The organism is Terribacillus jepli (assembly GCF_047228925.1).
Taxonomy (GTDB): domain Bacteria; phylum Bacillota; class Bacilli; order Bacillales; family Amphibacillaceae; genus Terribacillus.
Map to the genome: position 1 here is coordinate 103,824 of NZ_JBFEGH010000001.1, position 17,066 is coordinate 120,889.

Annotated in this window: 16 protein-coding genes, 1 pseudogene and 1 other annotated feature (1 of these 18 only partly in view); of the genes and pseudogenes, 11 read left to right on the forward strand and 6 right to left on the reverse strand. The window is 46.6% G+C overall.

The annotated features are described in order from the left end of the window. Positions 1–60: 60 nt before the first annotated feature. Complete coding sequence (locus tag AB1K91_RS00505) at positions 61–234, reverse strand: hypothetical protein (RefSeq protein ID WP_413087380.1); 174 nt, start codon at positions 232–234, stop codon at positions 61–63. Positions 235–412: 178 nt separating this feature from the next. On the opposite strand from AB1K91_RS00505, the gene AB1K91_RS00510 reads away from it, so the two are divergent. Next, complete coding sequence (locus AB1K91_RS00510) at positions 413–1,669, forward strand: DNA polymerase IV (protein ID WP_413087381.1); 1,257 nt, start codon at positions 413–415, stop codon at positions 1,667–1,669. 1 nt (position 1,670) lies between these two features. Here the strand turns inward: AB1K91_RS00510 and AB1K91_RS00515 are convergent, their stop codons facing one another. The 4 genes from AB1K91_RS00515 to AB1K91_RS00530 all read right to left on the reverse strand — a co-directional run bounded on the left by AB1K91_RS00515 (position 1,671) and on the right by AB1K91_RS00530 (position 6,172). Then, the gene (locus AB1K91_RS00515) at positions 1,671–2,990 is read right to left on the reverse strand and encodes an MATE family efflux transporter (RefSeq protein ID WP_413087382.1); all 1,320 of its coding nucleotides are present in this window, start codon (positions 2,988–2,990) and stop codon (positions 1,671–1,673) included. Positions 2,991–3,051: 61 nt separating this feature from the next. Next, entirely contained in the window at positions 3,052–4,203 is a 1,152-nt protein-coding gene (locus tag AB1K91_RS00520) for an FtsW/RodA/SpoVE family cell cycle protein (protein WP_413087383.1), read from the reverse strand. A 97-nt stretch (positions 4,204–4,300) separates the two neighbouring features. Next, positions 4,301–4,777 (reverse strand): FixH family protein, encoded by a 477-nt coding sequence (locus AB1K91_RS00525; RefSeq protein ID WP_413087384.1) that lies wholly within the window; start codon positions 4,775–4,777, stop codon positions 4,301–4,303. A gap of 15 nt (positions 4,778–4,792) precedes the next feature. Then, entirely contained in the window at positions 4,793–6,172 is a 1,380-nt protein-coding gene (locus AB1K91_RS00530) for a PepSY-associated TM helix domain-containing protein (protein WP_413087385.1), read from the reverse strand. 289 nt (positions 6,173–6,461) lie between these two features. On the opposite strand from AB1K91_RS00530, the pseudogene proC reads away from it, so the two are divergent. The 9 genes and pseudogenes from proC to AB1K91_RS00575 form a co-directional block, all read left to right on the forward strand. Next, a pseudogene (gene proC / locus AB1K91_RS00535) lies at positions 6,462–7,310 on the forward strand (pyrroline-5-carboxylate reductase); the annotation flags it as partial. Positions 7,311–7,355: 45 nt separating this feature from the next. Next, positions 7,356–8,459, forward strand: coding sequence for a glutamate 5-kinase (proB, locus tag AB1K91_RS00540; RefSeq protein ID WP_413087772.1), 1,104 nt, complete (start codon positions 7,356–7,358; stop codon positions 8,457–8,459). Positions 8,460–8,475: 16 nt separating this feature from the next. After that, positions 8,476–9,738 (forward strand): glutamate-5-semialdehyde dehydrogenase, encoded by a 1,263-nt coding sequence (locus AB1K91_RS00545; protein WP_413087386.1) that lies wholly within the window; start codon positions 8,476–8,478, stop codon positions 9,736–9,738. 102 nt (positions 9,739–9,840) lie between these two features. Beyond that, complete coding sequence (locus AB1K91_RS00550) at positions 9,841–10,878, forward strand: PTS sugar transporter subunit IIC (protein WP_413087387.1); 1,038 nt, start codon at positions 9,841–9,843, stop codon at positions 10,876–10,878. Between the two features lie 168 nt (positions 10,879–11,046). Beyond that, a complete protein-coding gene (locus AB1K91_RS00555) occupies positions 11,047–11,994 on the forward strand; it encodes an iron-hydroxamate ABC transporter substrate-binding protein (protein WP_413087388.1) in 948 nt (315 codons plus the stop codon). Positions 11,995–11,996: 2 nt separating this feature from the next. After that, positions 11,997–13,013, forward strand: coding sequence for a FecCD family ABC transporter permease (locus AB1K91_RS00560; protein WP_413087389.1), 1,017 nt, complete (start codon positions 11,997–11,999; stop codon positions 13,011–13,013). Beyond that, complete coding sequence (locus AB1K91_RS00565; RefSeq protein ID WP_413087390.1) at positions 13,003–14,043, forward strand: FecCD family ABC transporter permease; 1,041 nt, start codon at positions 13,003–13,005, stop codon at positions 14,041–14,043. Before AB1K91_RS00560 ends, AB1K91_RS00565 begins: the two co-directional genes overlap by 11 nt. After that, on the forward strand, positions 14,040–14,786 hold the full coding sequence (locus AB1K91_RS00570) for an alpha/beta hydrolase (protein ID WP_413087391.1): 747 nt from the start codon (positions 14,040–14,042) through the stop codon (positions 14,784–14,786). Before AB1K91_RS00565 ends, AB1K91_RS00570 begins: the two co-directional genes overlap by 4 nt. A 71-nt stretch (positions 14,787–14,857) precedes the next feature. Continuing rightward, positions 14,858–15,499 carry a FusB/FusC family EF-G-binding protein gene (locus AB1K91_RS00575; protein WP_413087392.1) on the forward strand — a complete coding sequence of 214 codons (642 nt, stop codon included), beginning with the start codon at positions 14,858–14,860 and terminating at the stop codon, positions 15,497–15,499. A 41-nt stretch (positions 15,500–15,540) separates the two neighbouring features. Here AB1K91_RS00575 and AB1K91_RS00580 read toward each other — a convergent pair whose 3' ends face one another. Next, entirely contained in the window at positions 15,541–16,215 is a 675-nt protein-coding gene (locus AB1K91_RS00580) for a hypothetical protein (protein ID WP_413087393.1), read from the reverse strand. Between the two features lie 326 nt (positions 16,216–16,541). Between AB1K91_RS00580 and AB1K91_RS00585 the strand changes: the two genes are divergently transcribed. After that, complete coding sequence (locus AB1K91_RS00585) at positions 16,542–16,928, forward strand: PH domain-containing protein (RefSeq protein ID WP_413087394.1); 387 nt, start codon at positions 16,542–16,544, stop codon at positions 16,926–16,928. Next, positions 16,929–17,066, forward strand: a binding site (T-box leader) (it continues 66 nt past the right edge of the window).

Sequence of the window (17,066 nt, forward strand, 5' to 3'; positions counted from 1 at the left end):
GGCGTCCTAAAAGTTGCGTGTTACTTTAACTTTTAGGACGCAGTTCATTACTAAAGGAAGTTAATGTGATGCTTGCTCGTTTTGTTCTCGTTTTCCAGCATATATTGCACACAATTGACTGATTAGTATGGCTAGATAAAGCCAGTTCATGTGTCTATCCAGAATGAGATCATATATAATTTCTGCTGCTGCTAAGATTCCTATTACATAATGAAAAATCAACCATTTTCTCATATTGAACACCTCTTAATTTCCTTTACATAACTACAATACCAAATAATAGGGGTGTAATCAGGTGTTCTAGGTAATCTTTTTCGTTTTTCCTCTCCATCCAAAAATTACAGCTACTATAACACCTGGAAATCGGGTAATCTAATACGAGAACATTAGTTCCCCTTTGGAGGTGGAGAAATTGGATTACAGCGGATTTCAGCAGCATGAGGTATTGTGTGTGGATATGCGGAGCTTCTATGCAAGTGTGGAATGCGTCAAACGCGACCTTGATCCGATGACGACATTGCTTGCGGTGGTCGGGGATACGAAGCGGCCGGGCAGTATTGTGCTTGCTGCCAGCCCTGCGTTGAAGAAGAAGCATGGCATCAGCAATGTAAGCCGGTATTTCGAATTGCCGGAAGATCCGGAAATCGTGATTGCCGAAGCGCATATGAAGGATTATCTGGAGGTTTCGGTGGCAATCACCGAGCTTGTGCATGAGTATGTCCCGATGGAAGCAATTCATGTCTATTCGGTCGATGAATTTTGGGTGACGCTCGATGGTACCGAAAAACTGCATGGAACTGCGGAAGAGACAGCAGTCAAGCTGCAGGCGGATATCTTGGAGCAATTCGGGGTCACAGCAGCGATTGGAATCGGGGATAATAAGTTCCTTGCCAAGGTCGTGATGGATATCCATGCCAAGAAACAAGCTTCAGGGATTGCTGTTTGCCGCTATCAGGATGTCCCGCGTTTATTATGGCCCGTTCCGATACAGGATATTTGGGGAATCGGACGCCGCATGCAGCGGAACTTGAACCGAATGGGCATTGTCACACTCGGACATTTGGCGCATGCTTCTTTGGAACATCTCAAGAAACGATATGGAGTGATGGGGGAGCAATTGTATTGGCATGCGTGGGGAATCGATGAGAGCGAGGTGCTCGGGGATTTCGTCAAGCAGGAGCAGAAGAGCTATGGTCATGGCATCACCTTGCTGCGAAATTACCGAGGCGAAGAGATTCCGACCATCATCCTGGAGCTCTGTGAGGAAGCCTGCAGACGGGCAAGGCGGGATAAGAAGGAAGGCAATACAGTCCACTTGTCAATCGGGTATGCGAGTCAGCATGGTGGTGGATTCAGCCGCTCCCGTTCATTCACCAGCCCCTCGAATCTGACGACGGATATGTATAAGCTCTGTCTGGAATTATTTCATGAGCATTACCAAAAAGGCCGCGAAATCAGACGGGTGTCTGTTTCCCTGACCAATTTATACAATGAAGAAGCGACACAGCTCAGCTTATTTGAGGACAAAAGCAAGCAAAAGGATTTGAGCCGGGCGATGGATGAGATCCGTGCACGCTTCGGGACTACTGCGATACTGCGTGCCAGCAGCTATACAGCTGCCGGGATGACGATCGAACGCAGTACGAAAATCGGAGGCCACCAGGCCTGATTCAGGCTGCTGCCGTCTGCTGGAACAGCCGGCGCAGCTTTGGTACATACATGATGAGGAAGACGGAACGTCCAAGGCTAAACAGCAGGAAAGCAATCCACAGACCATGGTTGCCAAGCGGCTGCAGCGCATAAAGTGCTGCTAAATAGAGCCCAACAGCAAGAATCATGGAATTGCGAACAAAGCGTACCTCCGTCGCACCTGTAAACACGCCGTAATAGACGAGCCCCAGACTAGCCACAATTGGAAACAACACAAGCCAGTTGGCATAGGAGGCGGTCAGTTCAATGATATGCTGCTGATCGGAGAACAACGGGTAAATCCACTTCTGCCCAATAAGGAACAGAAGCGCTAGTGCCGCCGCGATACCAAGTCCCCATTGAAGAGATAGACGCAGCGACTGCGAGAAAAGTTTTTCATTGCGTTCCCCAAGCGCACGGCCAGCGACAATACTGGATGCATTGGCGAATCCATCAAAGAAATATGCCATCATATAGTGAATTTGAATCAAAATCGCATTGGCTGCCAGCACATCTTCCCCGAACTCAGCTCCTTTTGCCGTAAACAGGTTAAAGACCACAAGCAGGCATATCGTTCGAATGAACAGATCACGATTTACCTTCATCATGTGCCACAAAGGCTTGGGATCCACTGCACGCCGCAAAGCATGAACAAATGGATGCTGCCAGATGCTGCCGGCATATTTATGCAATAGCAAGATACCGAATACGCAGGAGAAAATCTCGGCAATCAGTGTAGAAGCTCCAACGCCTGCCACTCCCCAATCCCACACATGGACAGACAGAATGCAAAGGATGATATTGAGCATATTCGTGCTGATTTGGAGGACAAGCGTCGCTTTGATATAAGACATGCCAATCAGCCAGCCGAGGATGACATAGTTGGCAAGCGCGAATGGTGCACCCCAAATCCGGATGGAAAAATAAGTTGAAGCACTGCTATTAACTGCCTCACTCGCTCCAAGGAAGGAGAGGGAATAGTGCAGAATCGGCTGCTGGATGAGAACGAATAGCAAACCAACAATAAAGGCGACCAAAAAAGGCCGCAGCAATGCCATGACATGTTCTTCTGTATCCAGGCTTGCAGATGCCTGGGCAGCGAACCCGGAGGTGCTGACCCGCAGGAATCCAAACAGCCAATACATCGTGTTGAATATGACAGTACCGATGGCGACCCCGCCAATATACGAGGCATCGGAAAGCTGCCCGACGACCGCCGTATCGACAACGCCGAGCAACGGTGTCGTGATTGTCGATAATGTCAGTGGAAGGGCCAGTGCCAAATAGTTTTTATGCTGCATACGCTCACCTTAATAGTAGTAATTACGAATAATATAACGCATATGCTAGCAGAAGTAAACGCTATTTGCTTCCAAACATAAACGATATCGTATTCACACGCATATTAAGAATCAACCCAAGCGAAGCCAGCGTAATGACAAGCGCACTCCCTCCGTAGCTGATAAGCGGCAAACCTAGCCCCGTAACAGGCATCAATCCGATACTCATACCGACGTTTTGGAAAATCTGGAATGTGAGGAATCCAGCAATTCCTGCACCGACCAAGGAACCGAAGGAATCATGATAACGCTGGGAGATCATGATGATCTTATAGATCAGAATAAAGTAAAGCATCAGCACAATGCTGGTCCCGGCAAAACCGAAGACGCCGCCAATGACAGCAAAAATCAAATCTGAATAGGCATAAGGTACATGAGGGAGATGGTCATAGCCACTCACATTACCGGAACCAATCGCCATGATGGACTGGTTCAGCTGGTAACCGGAAATAGTATACTTTTCCGGCTGAAGCCAGCCATAAAAACGGCTTGCCTGGTAGCTTGGCAGCATGCCGAGTATCCGATCAAGGAAGAAGTCAGTTGCAAAGAAGTATGTAATCGTCAATGCAATGACGATCGTTAATGGAATGGAGAAGATGAGCAGGATCGTTTTGATCCGGACGCGGGAGACAAGCAGCATCGCACCGTAAATAGCAAGATAGACCATCGCGTTACCGAAATCCGGAAATTGCATGACGACAGCTACAGGAATCAAGGTGACTATCGTCAATTTTCCGATAAGCCACATTTCCTCTTTGAGAGAGGGAGATGCATCTGTCCCTTTACTGATTACTTGTGCCAGATATAATATCAACCCTATTTTCATCGATTCGGCAGGCTGGAATGAAAAACCGCCGATGGAATACCAGCCGTATGCATTGTTGATCTCCTTGGATATGCTGGCTGGTGCAATCAGGATGCCGACCAATAACAACAGGAAAAACAGATAAACAAAGAGCGATAGGCGCTTCAATATATCCATATCAAGAAAATAGGAGACGATAAAACAGCCTCCCAATCCGATCACATACCAGACGATTTGCTGGATGACAAAGTATTCCCCCTGCAGCAGCTGTACTTGATATAAGCTGACTAAGCTTACCAATCCGAGCAGTACAACGAGGGAAAAATAGACATAATCTACTTTCTCTATATATGTTCGAAGCCTATGCATAAGCATCACCATTTCCTTAAAAAGTGGAATACCATTCTATCGTAACAGAAATTTCCAATTTAAAAAGCCGTATTCCGGAAGAAATACGGCTTTTCTATTAATGATGATGGTGAGTACCACTATCGTTTTGTTTCTTTTGTTCTTGCTCTTGTAGAATTTTTTCTTTCTCTTCCTCTGTCAATTCTCCGACACGAATTTGCTTCGTCGGCATCAAATGGATGTTATCCACTTTTACATCTGCTTTTATAAAATAAACACCATCCGATGGGAAGTTATATTCAAGATGATATGATCCGTCTGCATCAAGCGACGCTGGAATTTCTTCTGCATCTGTTTTATTTTCATCTTTCCAGACAAGGAAATTGACGGATGCTTCCTGTTCGAGTGCTTGTCCATCTTGAGTCAGCTTTACATCGATTTGCGGAGCAGAATCAGCTTCGATGGATGCAGGAGCTTCAATGTTCACATTCACTTCTTCCCGTTTGGCATAATGATCAGCCGCTTCGGGATCCGCCGAGCATGCAGCAAGGAAGAAGAACGTCAGTAACAATGGTGATAATTTAATGAGTCGCATCTGTTTTCCCCTTTCTTATGCATTGAAGAACCTCTTCAGTGCGGGTACACGCGGAATGACAAACCGGTCAAACAACCACACGAATATAATCGAAATTCCGACAAGCGGGAAGATGATACCAAGGATGATGATAAGTACAATAACACCCTTCATGACTTTGTCGGAAGGTGCTTTCGGCGAGCCTAGCTTGCCTTCTGGTTTCCTGGAGAGCCATAAGATGAAGCCGCTCACAGCAATGCCGACAATTCCGATACAGACGAGGAGACCAATAATCTGATTCCAGATTCCGAATTCCGTGCCTTTATGGATGGTAATGCCGTAAGCGATGACTTTACCGAGCGTATGATAATTATCATAGCGGTAATCCGCCAAGACCGCGCCAGTGTATTGATCGATATGCATCGTCACTTCATCACGGGCATGCGGCGGGAAAGCAGATAAAGTGAACACGCCATCCTGTGTTTGCGGAATCATGATAGTATATCCCGGCTTTACACCTTCCTCTTCCGCTATCGACACAACATCGTCTACAGAAAGCTGTGTGTATTGCTGATTTGTCGAAACTGGAACTGGCAGATTCTCAGCTGACCAAGGCACATCTGCGATTTCCTTTGTTTTCACATCAGAAGCAGGAGCATCCCCAACCCACACGGAAGGGGGATAGCCGACACCTGCATTTGTAGTAAGTGTCTGGAAATTGTTTCCCCATAGCCCTGACCAAGGAAGGCCTGTCAAAATAAGAAAGAGCAGACCTAATGAAATCCAGAATGCAGGAACCACGTGCAAGTCACGTGCCCGCAGCTTTTTCCCTTTATTCAGGCGAGGAATAAGGACCCCGCGGATTTTCGATTTTCCTTTCATCTTCGGCCAGCCTAGGTAGACACCAGTAATGATCAAGATCAGCGCCCAGCAAGCAGCCCACTCGACAATACGATCCCCGACAGTTCCCATCAGCAACTCACCATGAATCTTTTCAAATACATTGACGAGTTTGAAGGAGTCTTCTAATTTACCGAGTATGACATTTTCATAAGGGTCAACGTAAACGGTATAAGCTTTCCCGTCTTCTGTAATACCTATCTCTGCTGAACGGTCCGGACTGTCACTTGGACGATATGACGTCACTGCTGCGTTCGGGTGCACAGCTTCCACTGTATTAATCTGCTCGGATGGAGTTGTGACAGTAGTTTGAGGAGTGACTTCATAATAGTCTTTGTAAAGGGCTGCCTCGATTTGAGGTTTAAACAGGTAAACACTGCCAGTGATAGCCAAAATAATGAGAAATGGCATGATGATAAGACCTGCATAGAAATGCCAGCGCCAGACAGACTGATAAAGCGACCGACGCTTCTGCTGCTTCTTCTTCGATACCGACGGCTCTTTTTGTGCCTCCATATAGGACAACTCCTTTTCTTCTATAGTAAAAGTAATAATGAGTAAAGTAGTACAAGCCTAAGCTTAGGGCAATTTTCATGCCCTTACAAGTAGGAAAATGGAGGATATTATGACCATTCCTTGAACGTGAAGGAGAATAATTTGTGAAGCGTTTACAATGCTTAGCTCATGAGGCTGAATCGTTGGTGGGACGGGCATTGGAGTCGTCACATTCCTTGACATAGGGTCCTATAGTGGTAGCATAGATAACTGTTAACAAGGAACGAAATATTCTAATAATAAGGAGCGATTAGGTATCTTAACTAACAAACGGATTATGTATGTGGGAGCAGGATCAATGGCAGAGGGAATGATCGCCGGAATGCAGGCTTCGGGCAGTCTCCAAAATGAGCGGATTTATGTGACGAACCGAACGAATGTGGAACGTCTGCAGGAGCTGCAGGAGCGCTATGGCATTACCTCAATTCCTCAGGAACAGGTGGATTGGCATGGTATGGATGTGATTATACTTGCGATGAAACCGAAGGACATGACCGCTGCATTGATCGATTTGCAAGAGAAGGTTCGGAGAGGACAGCTGATCATATCGGTAGCAGCAGGTATCCAGAATGAACAGATCGAGCATTATCTGCCAGACAACCAACCCGTTGTTCGTATCATGCCTAACACATCCAGTACCATTGGGGAGTCAGCTACTGCGATTGCACCAGGGAGGTATGTTTCCATTGAACAGCTCGCATTGGTCAAGGAGCTGGTCCGGACGTTTGGTGAAGCATTTGTCATCGAAGAAAATCAAATGGATGTCTTCACCGGTATGGCTGGAAGCGGACCTGCCTATTTTTATAAGCTGATGGAGCATTTCGAGGAAACCGGTGTTGCCGCGGGATTCGATCAGGAAACAGCAAGAAAGATCGGAACACAGACAATGCTTGGTGCGGCCAGAATGCTACTGGAAACGCAGGAAGAACCCGCCAGGCTGCGAAAGAAAGTAACTTCCCCGAATGGGACGACCGCAGCTGGTCTGGAAGCGCTGAACGAGGCGGGAGCAGGAGAAGCGATGACCAAAGCAATTCTATCAGCGGCAGAACGATCAAATGAAATCAGCGAGGAACTCAAAAAACAACTGCTGGCACGCTAATGTACGAAAGGGAAAAATAAAAAACTGGAGGATATCATCATTTCTATACAAGCAACAGAACCGAAACGGATAGTCGTCAAGATCGGAAGCAGTTCATTGACCAGCCTGCATGGAGAAATCAGCCGGAAGAAGCTGGAGAAGCTAGTGGAGCAGCTCGTGAAACTGAAAGACAATGGCTATGAGGTGCTGCTTGTATCATCTGGAGCTGTCGCGGCAGGTTATCGCAAGCTAGGTTTTCTGGAAAGACCGCAATCATTGCCGGAAAAACAAGCAGCTGCATCAATCGGCCAAGGCTTGTTGATGGAAGCTTACTCAGATTTGTTCTTGTCCCATGGCTACGTAGCCTCGCAGATTTTGATTACCCGAGGGGACTTCTCGGACGAAACCCGTTATAATAATGTTAGAAATACGTTAAATGTCTTAGTTGATCGTGGTATCATCCCGATCATAAATGAAAATGATACCGTAACAGTCGACAGACTGCGCTTTGGAGATAATGACACACTTTCAGCTAAGGTTGCCGGTTTGGTCGGCGCGGACTTTCTGGCGGTACTGTCCGATATTGATGGACTGTATACGGATAATCCAGTCAATAATCCGGAAGCAACACGCATTGAGCGTGTGCAAGCCATCACACCCGAAATCGAGGCAGCAGCAGGTGATGCAGGGAGTGCAGTCGGAACCGGTGGCATGAAGTCAAAGCTGGATGCATTCAAGATTGCATTGGCATCAGGTATCAAAGGTTTCCTTGGAGATGCGACGGAAGAAGATATCATTTATCGTTCGGTATTGGGCCAGGCAGGCGGCACGTATTTCGAAGCTGATCAAGATATGGATTACTTGAATCGCAAGAAACAGTGGATTGCCTTCAATTCTGGTCCCGAGGGCGAAATTATCATCAAGAGAACCAGCCAAGTGCCAGCTTCGATAGAGTTTGCCGATATCAGTTCGATCAAGGGAAATTTTAAAAAGGGCGATGTCGTTCGGATTCAGGACGAAACAGGAGCGCGAATCGGACTTGGCATCGTAAATCAAGCTGCGTCAGAGCTTTGGCAAGCATTGAGAGGCTCGGTACGAAATAGGAAAGAGTCCATCGTCGATCAGGAAGCATTTGTCTGTGAGCTGGAACACACTGTACCAATTCGATGACTGAAGGAGGAAAACCGTGAAGCAAATAAAAGAAGTAGTAACAGTCGAAGAGCAAGCCATTGCAGCGAAAGCAGGAGCTAAAAAGCTTGCACTTTTGACGACTGCGGATAAAAATGAGGCACTGCTTGCAGTGGCAGGGCATTTGGAGAAAGAATATGAAGCGATTCTCACAGCGAATGACAAGGATATGAAGGCTGGGGAAGAAAAAGGCTTTGAAGCAGCATTCCTTGACCGTTTGAAATTGACTCGTGGGCGTATTGAAGATTTGGCCAACGGACTGAAAGAAGTTGTTGAACTGGAGGATCCGACTGGACAGGTAGTCAGTGAATGGACATTGGAAAACGGTTTGCATGTCAGCCGTATCACAGTTGGGCTTGGGGTCATCGGCATGATTTATGAAGCTCGTCCGAATGTGACAGCAGATGCGACAGGTCTTGCGCTGAAGTCCGGTAACGCAATCGTCTTGAAAGGCGGATCATCGGCCATTCATACGAATACAGCAATCGTGGAGGTCATCAAGAAAGCACTCCAGGAGACGAAAGTACCTGCCGAGGCAGTTCAGCTCATCCAATCGACGGATCGGAAAGAGACGGCAAAGCTCTTTACGATGAAGGAGCATATTGATGTACTCATCCCCCGCGGCGGGTCCTCACTCATTCAAGCTGTCGTTGATTCTGCGACAGTACCTGTACTGGAAACGGGTGTGGGCAACTGTCATATGTACATTGATAAAACTGCAAAGGTCGATATGGCACTGGCAACTTTCCTGAATGCCAAAACGGATCGTCCGGCGGTATGCAATGCCCTGGAGACACTGATTGTCCATCGTGAATGGCTGGAAGCAAACAAAGATGCATTGGTACAGGCATTACGTGAAAATAGCATTCAGACACATGGCGATGAGACAGCTGTTGAAATGCTGCCTGACTGCACTCCTGCAGCTGAAGGGGACTGGACGGATGAATATCTTAGTCTGGATGTAGCGGTGCGTGTCGTCGATTCAGTGGAAGAAGCGATCGCCCACATCGACCGTTATGGAACAAAGCACTCGGAGGCTATCATTTCTGAAGATGATGAAGCAGTCGGCAAATTCATGAAAGCTGTCGATGCAGCAGCACTTTATCATAATGCATCAACACGATTCACCGATGGTCATGCCCTTGGATTCGGAGCTGAAATTGGTATTTCAACACAGAAACTTCATGCACGAGGTCCGATGGGACTGCCAGCATTGACCACTTATAAATATGTCATGAAAGGCAATGGCCAAACAAGATAAGAAAGACTCATCCATCCGGATGAGTTTTTTATTGGTCTGAATATATTGACAATTCATAATTGCTTATCTATAATCAAACGCTATATGAGAGGAGAGAAGCAGATGAAAGAATTTTTCAGCAAGCTGCTGAATGGCATGAGCATCGGCATCGTCGTTGCTTTGATTCCGAATGCACTGCTAGGTGAACTGCTGAAGCTTGAAATACCCCACGCGCCTGTTTTGCAAGCAGTGTATGACACAACAGTTTTCGTCATGAGCCTGCTGCCTGTGTTGATTGGTGTTATGGTAGGTATCTCATTCAAGCTGACACCCATACAGACAGCGAGTGTAGGCATAGCTGCCATGGTCGGAAGCGGAGCGATCCAGAAAACGGCGGATGGCCTTTTTGCTTTGCAAGGTATCGGTATTGTCATCAATACAGGCATAACAGCAGCATTGGCAGTATTATTCGTAAGATTCATCGGGGACAGATTGAAGGCATACAGCATCCTCCTGCTGCCGACTTTAAGTATACTTGTCCCTGGTATGATAGGTTTGATTTTATTACCTTACATAAAAGGCGGTACTGGACTTATAGGGGAAGGAATCGCAGGGATGACAACATGGCAGCCAATAATAATGGGAGCACTTCTTGCAGTTATTTTCTGTTTCATTATTTTGTCTCCCATATCCACTGTCGGTGTGGCGACGGTCATTTCCTTGGCTGGCATCGGATCTGGCGCGGCCAATCTTGGGATTGTGGCAGCGGGTGTCGGGTTGGCCATTGCCAGTTATAAAGCCAATTCACTTGGTACTGCTTTGGCACATGTTCTCGGTTCTCCAAAAATCCAAATGCGAAACTTCTTCATGAAGCCCCGTATTGCACTGCCCATGTTTTTGACAGCGGCAGTATTGGGGGCATTGGCAGGATTATTGAAGATCGAAGGAACGCCATATAGTGCAGGATTTGGATTGTCGGGATTTGTTGGACCGCTGAACTATATGCAGCTTGCCGATGGAGGATGGACAACTGCTAATATTACTATCATGGTAGCTGTTTTCTTTTTACTGCCTTTTGTTTTGAACGTGCTACTATTATATCTATTCACAAAAAAGTGGAACTGGATCAAGTCCAAAGATTATAAATTACATTTTGATTGAGGAGGGCTGCAGGATTCCCTGCAGCTTATTTATTTTTTTTATGGGGTTGGTGGCTATTTCTTATTGCATCTTTTTCCTATTTTGCTATAGTTGATTATGATAATCATTATCAATTAATCCCGATCTTTAGTCCTGATCAAGCTAAAGTACGAAAAGGAGAAGAGCAATATGAAGTGGAAAACAGTAACTGGTATTGGCATTGCAGCAGCCTTGAGCTTTTCTTTGGCTGCTTGCGGGAATGGGGAAGATACAGCATCTGGTGAATCTTCAGAGAAAAAGGAACAGCAGATTACATACTTAGATAAAGAATATACCTTGCCGGCAGAAAAGGGCACGATTGTAGCAGCAAGCCTTGAATCAATGGAGGATGCAGCTGTTTTAGGAGTTAAACCTGCTGGCGCACTATCTGTCGGTGGAGAAACGCCATCATATTTGAAGGATGAGTTGTCGGGTGTAGAACTAATTGGCGAGAAGATGCAGCCGAATTACGAAACGATCCTCTCTCTTGAACCGGACGTAATTTTAGGTTCCTCTAAATTCCCGGAAGATGTGAGCAAATCACTGAATGATATTGCTACAACAATTCCATACTCCCATGTTTCGGAAAACTGGGAAGCAAACTTGGAGCTTCTGGGCTCACTGACAGATAAAGAGGAAGAAGCAGAACAAATCATTTCAGATTATAAGGAAGACGCGGAATCAGGCAAGACAGAATTTGGGGAAAAGCTTCAGGATAAGCAAGTACTTGTAGTACGCATCCGGGCAGGCAGCCTGTATGTCTATCCGGAGAATGTTTATTTGAACCCGGTTCTATACGACGATCTGGGGTTGAAAGTACCTGAAGTTGTCAAAGAAGCGGAAGCACAGGCAGAAATATCGCTGGAGAAACTGGCGGAAGTAAATCCTGACTATCTCTTCCTCCAATTCGAAGCGACAGAAAACCCGGAGAATGCTAGTGCTTTAGATGATTTGCAAGCTAATGAAATATTTAAATCGATTAATGCAGCCAAGGATAATCATGTATTCGTAAACTCGATCGATCCGCTGGCCCAAGGAGGCACAGCGTGGAGTAAAACGGAATTCCTGAAAGCAGCAACCGAGAAGCTGGCTGAGTAAGCATGTACCAAGGCACAAAAAATAGAATTGCTTGGTTTGTTCTGCTTACAGCTCCTTTGACAGGAGTTCTGGTTGTATTGATTTCTGTACTGTACGGTGTTAAGGACATGCCTGTAAGTACGATTTGGGATGCGATTTTCCACTATGACGCCCAAAATGTCGATCACACCATCCTCCTGACTGCCAGATTGCCGAGAGCGCTGGCAGCGTTACTAGTCGGGGCATTCCTGGCTATAGCAGGGGCGATAATGCAGGGAATCACAAGGAACTATCTCGCTTCTCCATCCATTATGGGTGTCAATGACGGTTCGGCTTTGGTGATTACAATGTGCATGATATTGGCTCCAGGTTTATCTGATCATATGATGATCCTCTACTCCATGGCTGGTTCAGCATTTGGTGCAGGCATTGTGTTTGGTTTTGCATCACTGCTGAAAAACGGGATGGCGCCAGTTCAGCTGGCAATCATCGGGACAGTTATTGGTACATTCCTGAGCGGGATTGCTGCAGCATTTGCTTCCTATTACCAGGTGTCACAGCATATCAGCATCTGGTACAACGCAAGAATGGATGGCGTGGATGTCCATATGCTGAAATTGGCTGTGCCGATTGGGCTGGTTGGCTTGGTTTTGGCTATGTCCGTTTCCAAGTCGGTCACCGTCATGGCTTTGGGTGAAGAGGTTGCAGCAGGATTGGGTCAGAAGACGGTGTATATCAAACTGATCAGTATGCTCAGTGTTGTCTGTCTGACTGGTACGGCTGTTGCCCTTGTTGGGAAAATCGCATTTGTCGGGCTTGTCGTGCCCCATATCACGCGATTTTTGATCGGAGTCGATTACAGGCTGCTCATTCCATGCGCTGCAGTCATTGGCGGTATTTTCCTTTGCTTGTCGGATGTGATCAGCCGCTTTATCAACGCGCCGTTTGAGACGCCGATTGGTGTTGTGACTGCTTTTATCGGTGTTCCGTTCTTCCTCTATCTCATCTGGAGAAAGGGAGGGAAACAATATGCAGCTTAAAATCGGATCGAAGCTGGTGCTCAGCGGACTCATCATTACGGTGCTGCTCTTGATCTCCATTTACCTGCATCTGACAAGCGGCAGTTATGCAATGAGCCTTGGGGAAATTTTCCGGACACTTTTTGGATGGAGCGATGATCGTAAACTTGAACTGGTCATCTTTCAGTTCCGTCTGCCTCGGATCATTGTCGGTGCCCTCGTTGGTGCAGGTCTTGGCATTGCTGGAGCTGTCATGCAGGGAATCACGCGCAATGGCCTCGCCGACCCAGGCATACTTGGCATCAATGCCGGTGCCGGGACTGCTATCGTCATATATATCTTCTTCTTCCAAGGAATGATCCAATCAGAGTCGATTGGCGGTTGGCTGGCCGTCCTGATGATGCCGATATTCGGCTTTGTGGGTGGTCTGCTGGTGGCGCTGCTCATATTTGCTTTCTCCTGGCGTCAAGGTACGCTTGATATGCAACGGCTCATCTTGACTGGTATCGCACTGGGAACAGGCTTTGGGGCGCTTTCTTTGTACATATCCCTGAAAATGAACGCAAATGATTTTGAAATGGCCACGGTGTGGACTACAGGCAGTATTTATAATGCGAACTGGATTTATATTTATGCCATGCTGCCATGGATCATCATCCTTGGCGCCATGCTTTACCGGAAATCGTATCTGCTCAATTATTTTCAGTTGAGCGATGATTCGGTTCGCAGCCTCGGGATTCGCAATGAGCGTGAGAAGGTCGTCCTGCTGCTGGCTAGTATCGGATTGGTCAGTGCCTGTGTATCCGTCTCCGGTGGCATTGCTTTTGTCGGTTTGATTGCACCGCATATCAGCAGGCGTCTAGTCGGGAATGATTACCGCTATAATATGCCTATCAGCGCGCTGACCGGTATGGTACTGCTCGTTTTTTCGGATTATATCGCAAAAACCGTCTTTGCCCCGGCAGAATTGGCAGTAGGTATTGTCGTTTCGATTATTGGAGTACCTTATTTCTTGTTTTTGCTGGCAAGAGCGAACAAAGGAGGCGAATGATGATAGAAGAAATGATAGTTGCCGGAAAGGAGCCTGAAGTACAGTATCGTGTCCAGATATTCGTTCCGGAACAATCCCCGCCGCCAGAAGGTTTTCCTGTCATTTATGTGTTGGATGGCCATATGTATTTCGGATATGGTGCTGATACCATACGAAATCAAGCCGGTAATGCACCTAAAACAGGGATCGAGCCGGCAATAGTTGTGGGGATAGCATTACAAGCCGAAGATACTGTTGTCAGAGAGCGGCGATTTTATGATTTTACACCGCCGGCTGCAGCTTATAAGTATCCGGATAGACTGAAAGGCATGAAGATTGGCAAGCATGGAGGAGCTGATACTTTCCTGGACTGGCTCGCTGAGGAGCTCCAGCCCAGGATCATGGACAGCTATCCTATCCAGCAGGAGAAACAGTGCTTGTATGGACATTCTCTGGGCGGGTTGTTTACCTTGTACAGTATGTTCAAACGCCCGGAGGCTTTTCAATGCTATTTGGCTATCAGTCCATCCATCTGGTGGAATGAAAAGCATATCTATTCGTTTATGAATGATGCCAAGGATGCCAAGCTGTTCATTGGTGTTGGTAATGAAGAAGGCTTCATGGTCGAGGATGCCCAAGCACTCTATCAGCGTTTGCCGAACGGCGTGGAAGAAGGGGCAGTCTACCATGTGGCAGAAGATGAGAACCATGCATCAGTCGTTCCGGCGACGATGAGCCGCGCCTTTCGTTATTTCTTCCAGTAATCCGGTTTTTTTGTTTCCTGCTCGATGTCTGCTAAAATGAGAGGAAGCGATCAAAACGGAGGGATGTCCACATGCAAGCCTTTATCCGGAACGACCAATACAACAATATAAAAGAACAGGTGCAGCAGCTTGTGAATAGCTCTGCTTCTGTCAAAGACATAGACGTGATTTACGGACTTCGCTCATTAGCGGAAGAGAAAATCAAGAACAGGTTTGAGGAGCTTACGGAAGAAGAGGCGGAAATGCTCGGGAGAATACGGGATGTACAGGATGAGATTGATGCGGAGCTTTTTTTGGCGCAGTTGCGTCCTTCCATCAAAGCCTTTCCTGTTGTGAATGAAGAGCAGCTCAGGAAGCTGTTTCCGAAAGTGAAGCATCTGCATCTGCCAAAGCTGCATGACATAGATTGGGAGAAGACATCTTATCTTGGCTGGAATGATAATGGCCAGCAAGCAAAATACATGGTTGCCCCACACCTAGAAGGAATGATAGCTGCTCGCGGCACATTTACGCCGTCCTCCCAGCCTGGAATATGTGCGATTTGCAACAAGCTGGAAAGCGTGGGGTTATTCATGGCAGAACCAATCGGGCGCGGCCAAGGAACATATGTAAAGCGAGGGAATTATGTTTGCCGGGACAGCGCCAAGTGTAACAGGAACTTAACTGATATCAACCGATTCTACAGCTTCATTTCCCATCTGCATTCCTCTTGAAAAAACAAGGAGCACACGCCTGACTGGCATGTGCTCCTTGTTTAGTCTGCGGGCAGCTTGAATGTCAGATCGGCTGCCAGCAAGTCTTCTTCTTCTGTATCTGTGATACTGGATATACGCAGGGAGAAGTCATCTTCTTCTTTGTAATCAGCTTGATCCATCAGGAAGACGACATATTTGGTAGAAGTCTGACCAGGTTCAATCTCCCCGGAATCTGCTTCCAAAACATTATGGTTCAAAATCCGATAAGTCGGCGTTTCAAGGAAGGCACCCATATCTTGTAAAGGTACTGTTTCCTCACCATCATTCTTTACTTCCAGCATTGCTGTCGCAGCGACGATTTTTTCCGGATCCTTGAATCCGGTAAAGGATTCCTCGTAGGAATCTGCCGGTTTCAGCTTTGTATATTGAATCCCTTTGAGGGTCACTTCCAGGTTGTCATCGGTTTCGGACTGATCAAAGTTCTGTTCAGACAGCATTTCCTTTTCCGCAACCGAATCTTTTGTCAGGCGGTCTGGGAAGAAGGGATTGTCTGCTGATACAGTGTCCGTCAAGTCGGCAGACAATGCATCTGTATCCTCGTTTCCTTCTGCAGCTGCTTTTGCTGTCGGCGTTTTTGGCTCATCTGCAGCTGCTTCATCATTGTTACTGCAGGCAGATAAGGTCAGGGCGATAGCGCACAGCAATAACGCAACTGGAATACGGAACAGTTTCATATACTTCTTTCATCCTCTCTTTAACAAGGTTGTCTTTTTTGGAAAATAAGCAAATTAAGACATAAATATCATACCGTAACCCTATATGGAATGAAATGAAAAGTGCCTAATTTCCTAGAAGAAAGTCTAGGAAGGGATGGAAAAATTGGAGATGGGAGGTATCATTCTCTCTATATAGCTGGTAATATGTAGGAGAGTGCAAGCGACAGCAGGAAAGAGATGAATTCGCTGCAATTTTATTGCATAATTTCAGAAGTACGATATATATTTAGTAAAGTATGAATCAGGATAGGAAGCAAGTATATTAAGTGAGGAGAACGCGGAGAATGGGGCAAAAAAGGGATCTGAAGGAATTGTCCACGTACTTAGATGAAGAAGAGCGGATATTTCTCTACGTACAAAGTAAGCTTGATGAGAGGACTGGCATCCTTGGTGTTACACAAAATCGAATCTTGTTTACGCACAAACCGCTGCTCAAACCAGCTTATATGGATACGACCAGCTATGACAGCATCGACTATATCCTTTATACAGAGGGAACGGGGGAGGGCGAATTATCCATCCATTTAAATAATGGGGATATAAAATATATTACAAGCCATCGTCTGATTCATCTGAAGGGTGTAAGTGATATCGTCAGAATGTTCGTTAATAACCATCAGCGGGATCTCTTGTACCGGAATACGTTCAACCGCAAGCAATTGTTGGAATAGATAGACACAAGGAGCAGAAGCAGTAGGATGGAAATCTGTCTAAGAGAGCTGCCGGTCGGTGCAAGGCAGCCAGGGAAGCATCCGAACTCATCTGGGAGTGCCCGGGAGGAAATGCCTGGTCGGCTGGCGGCCGTTATC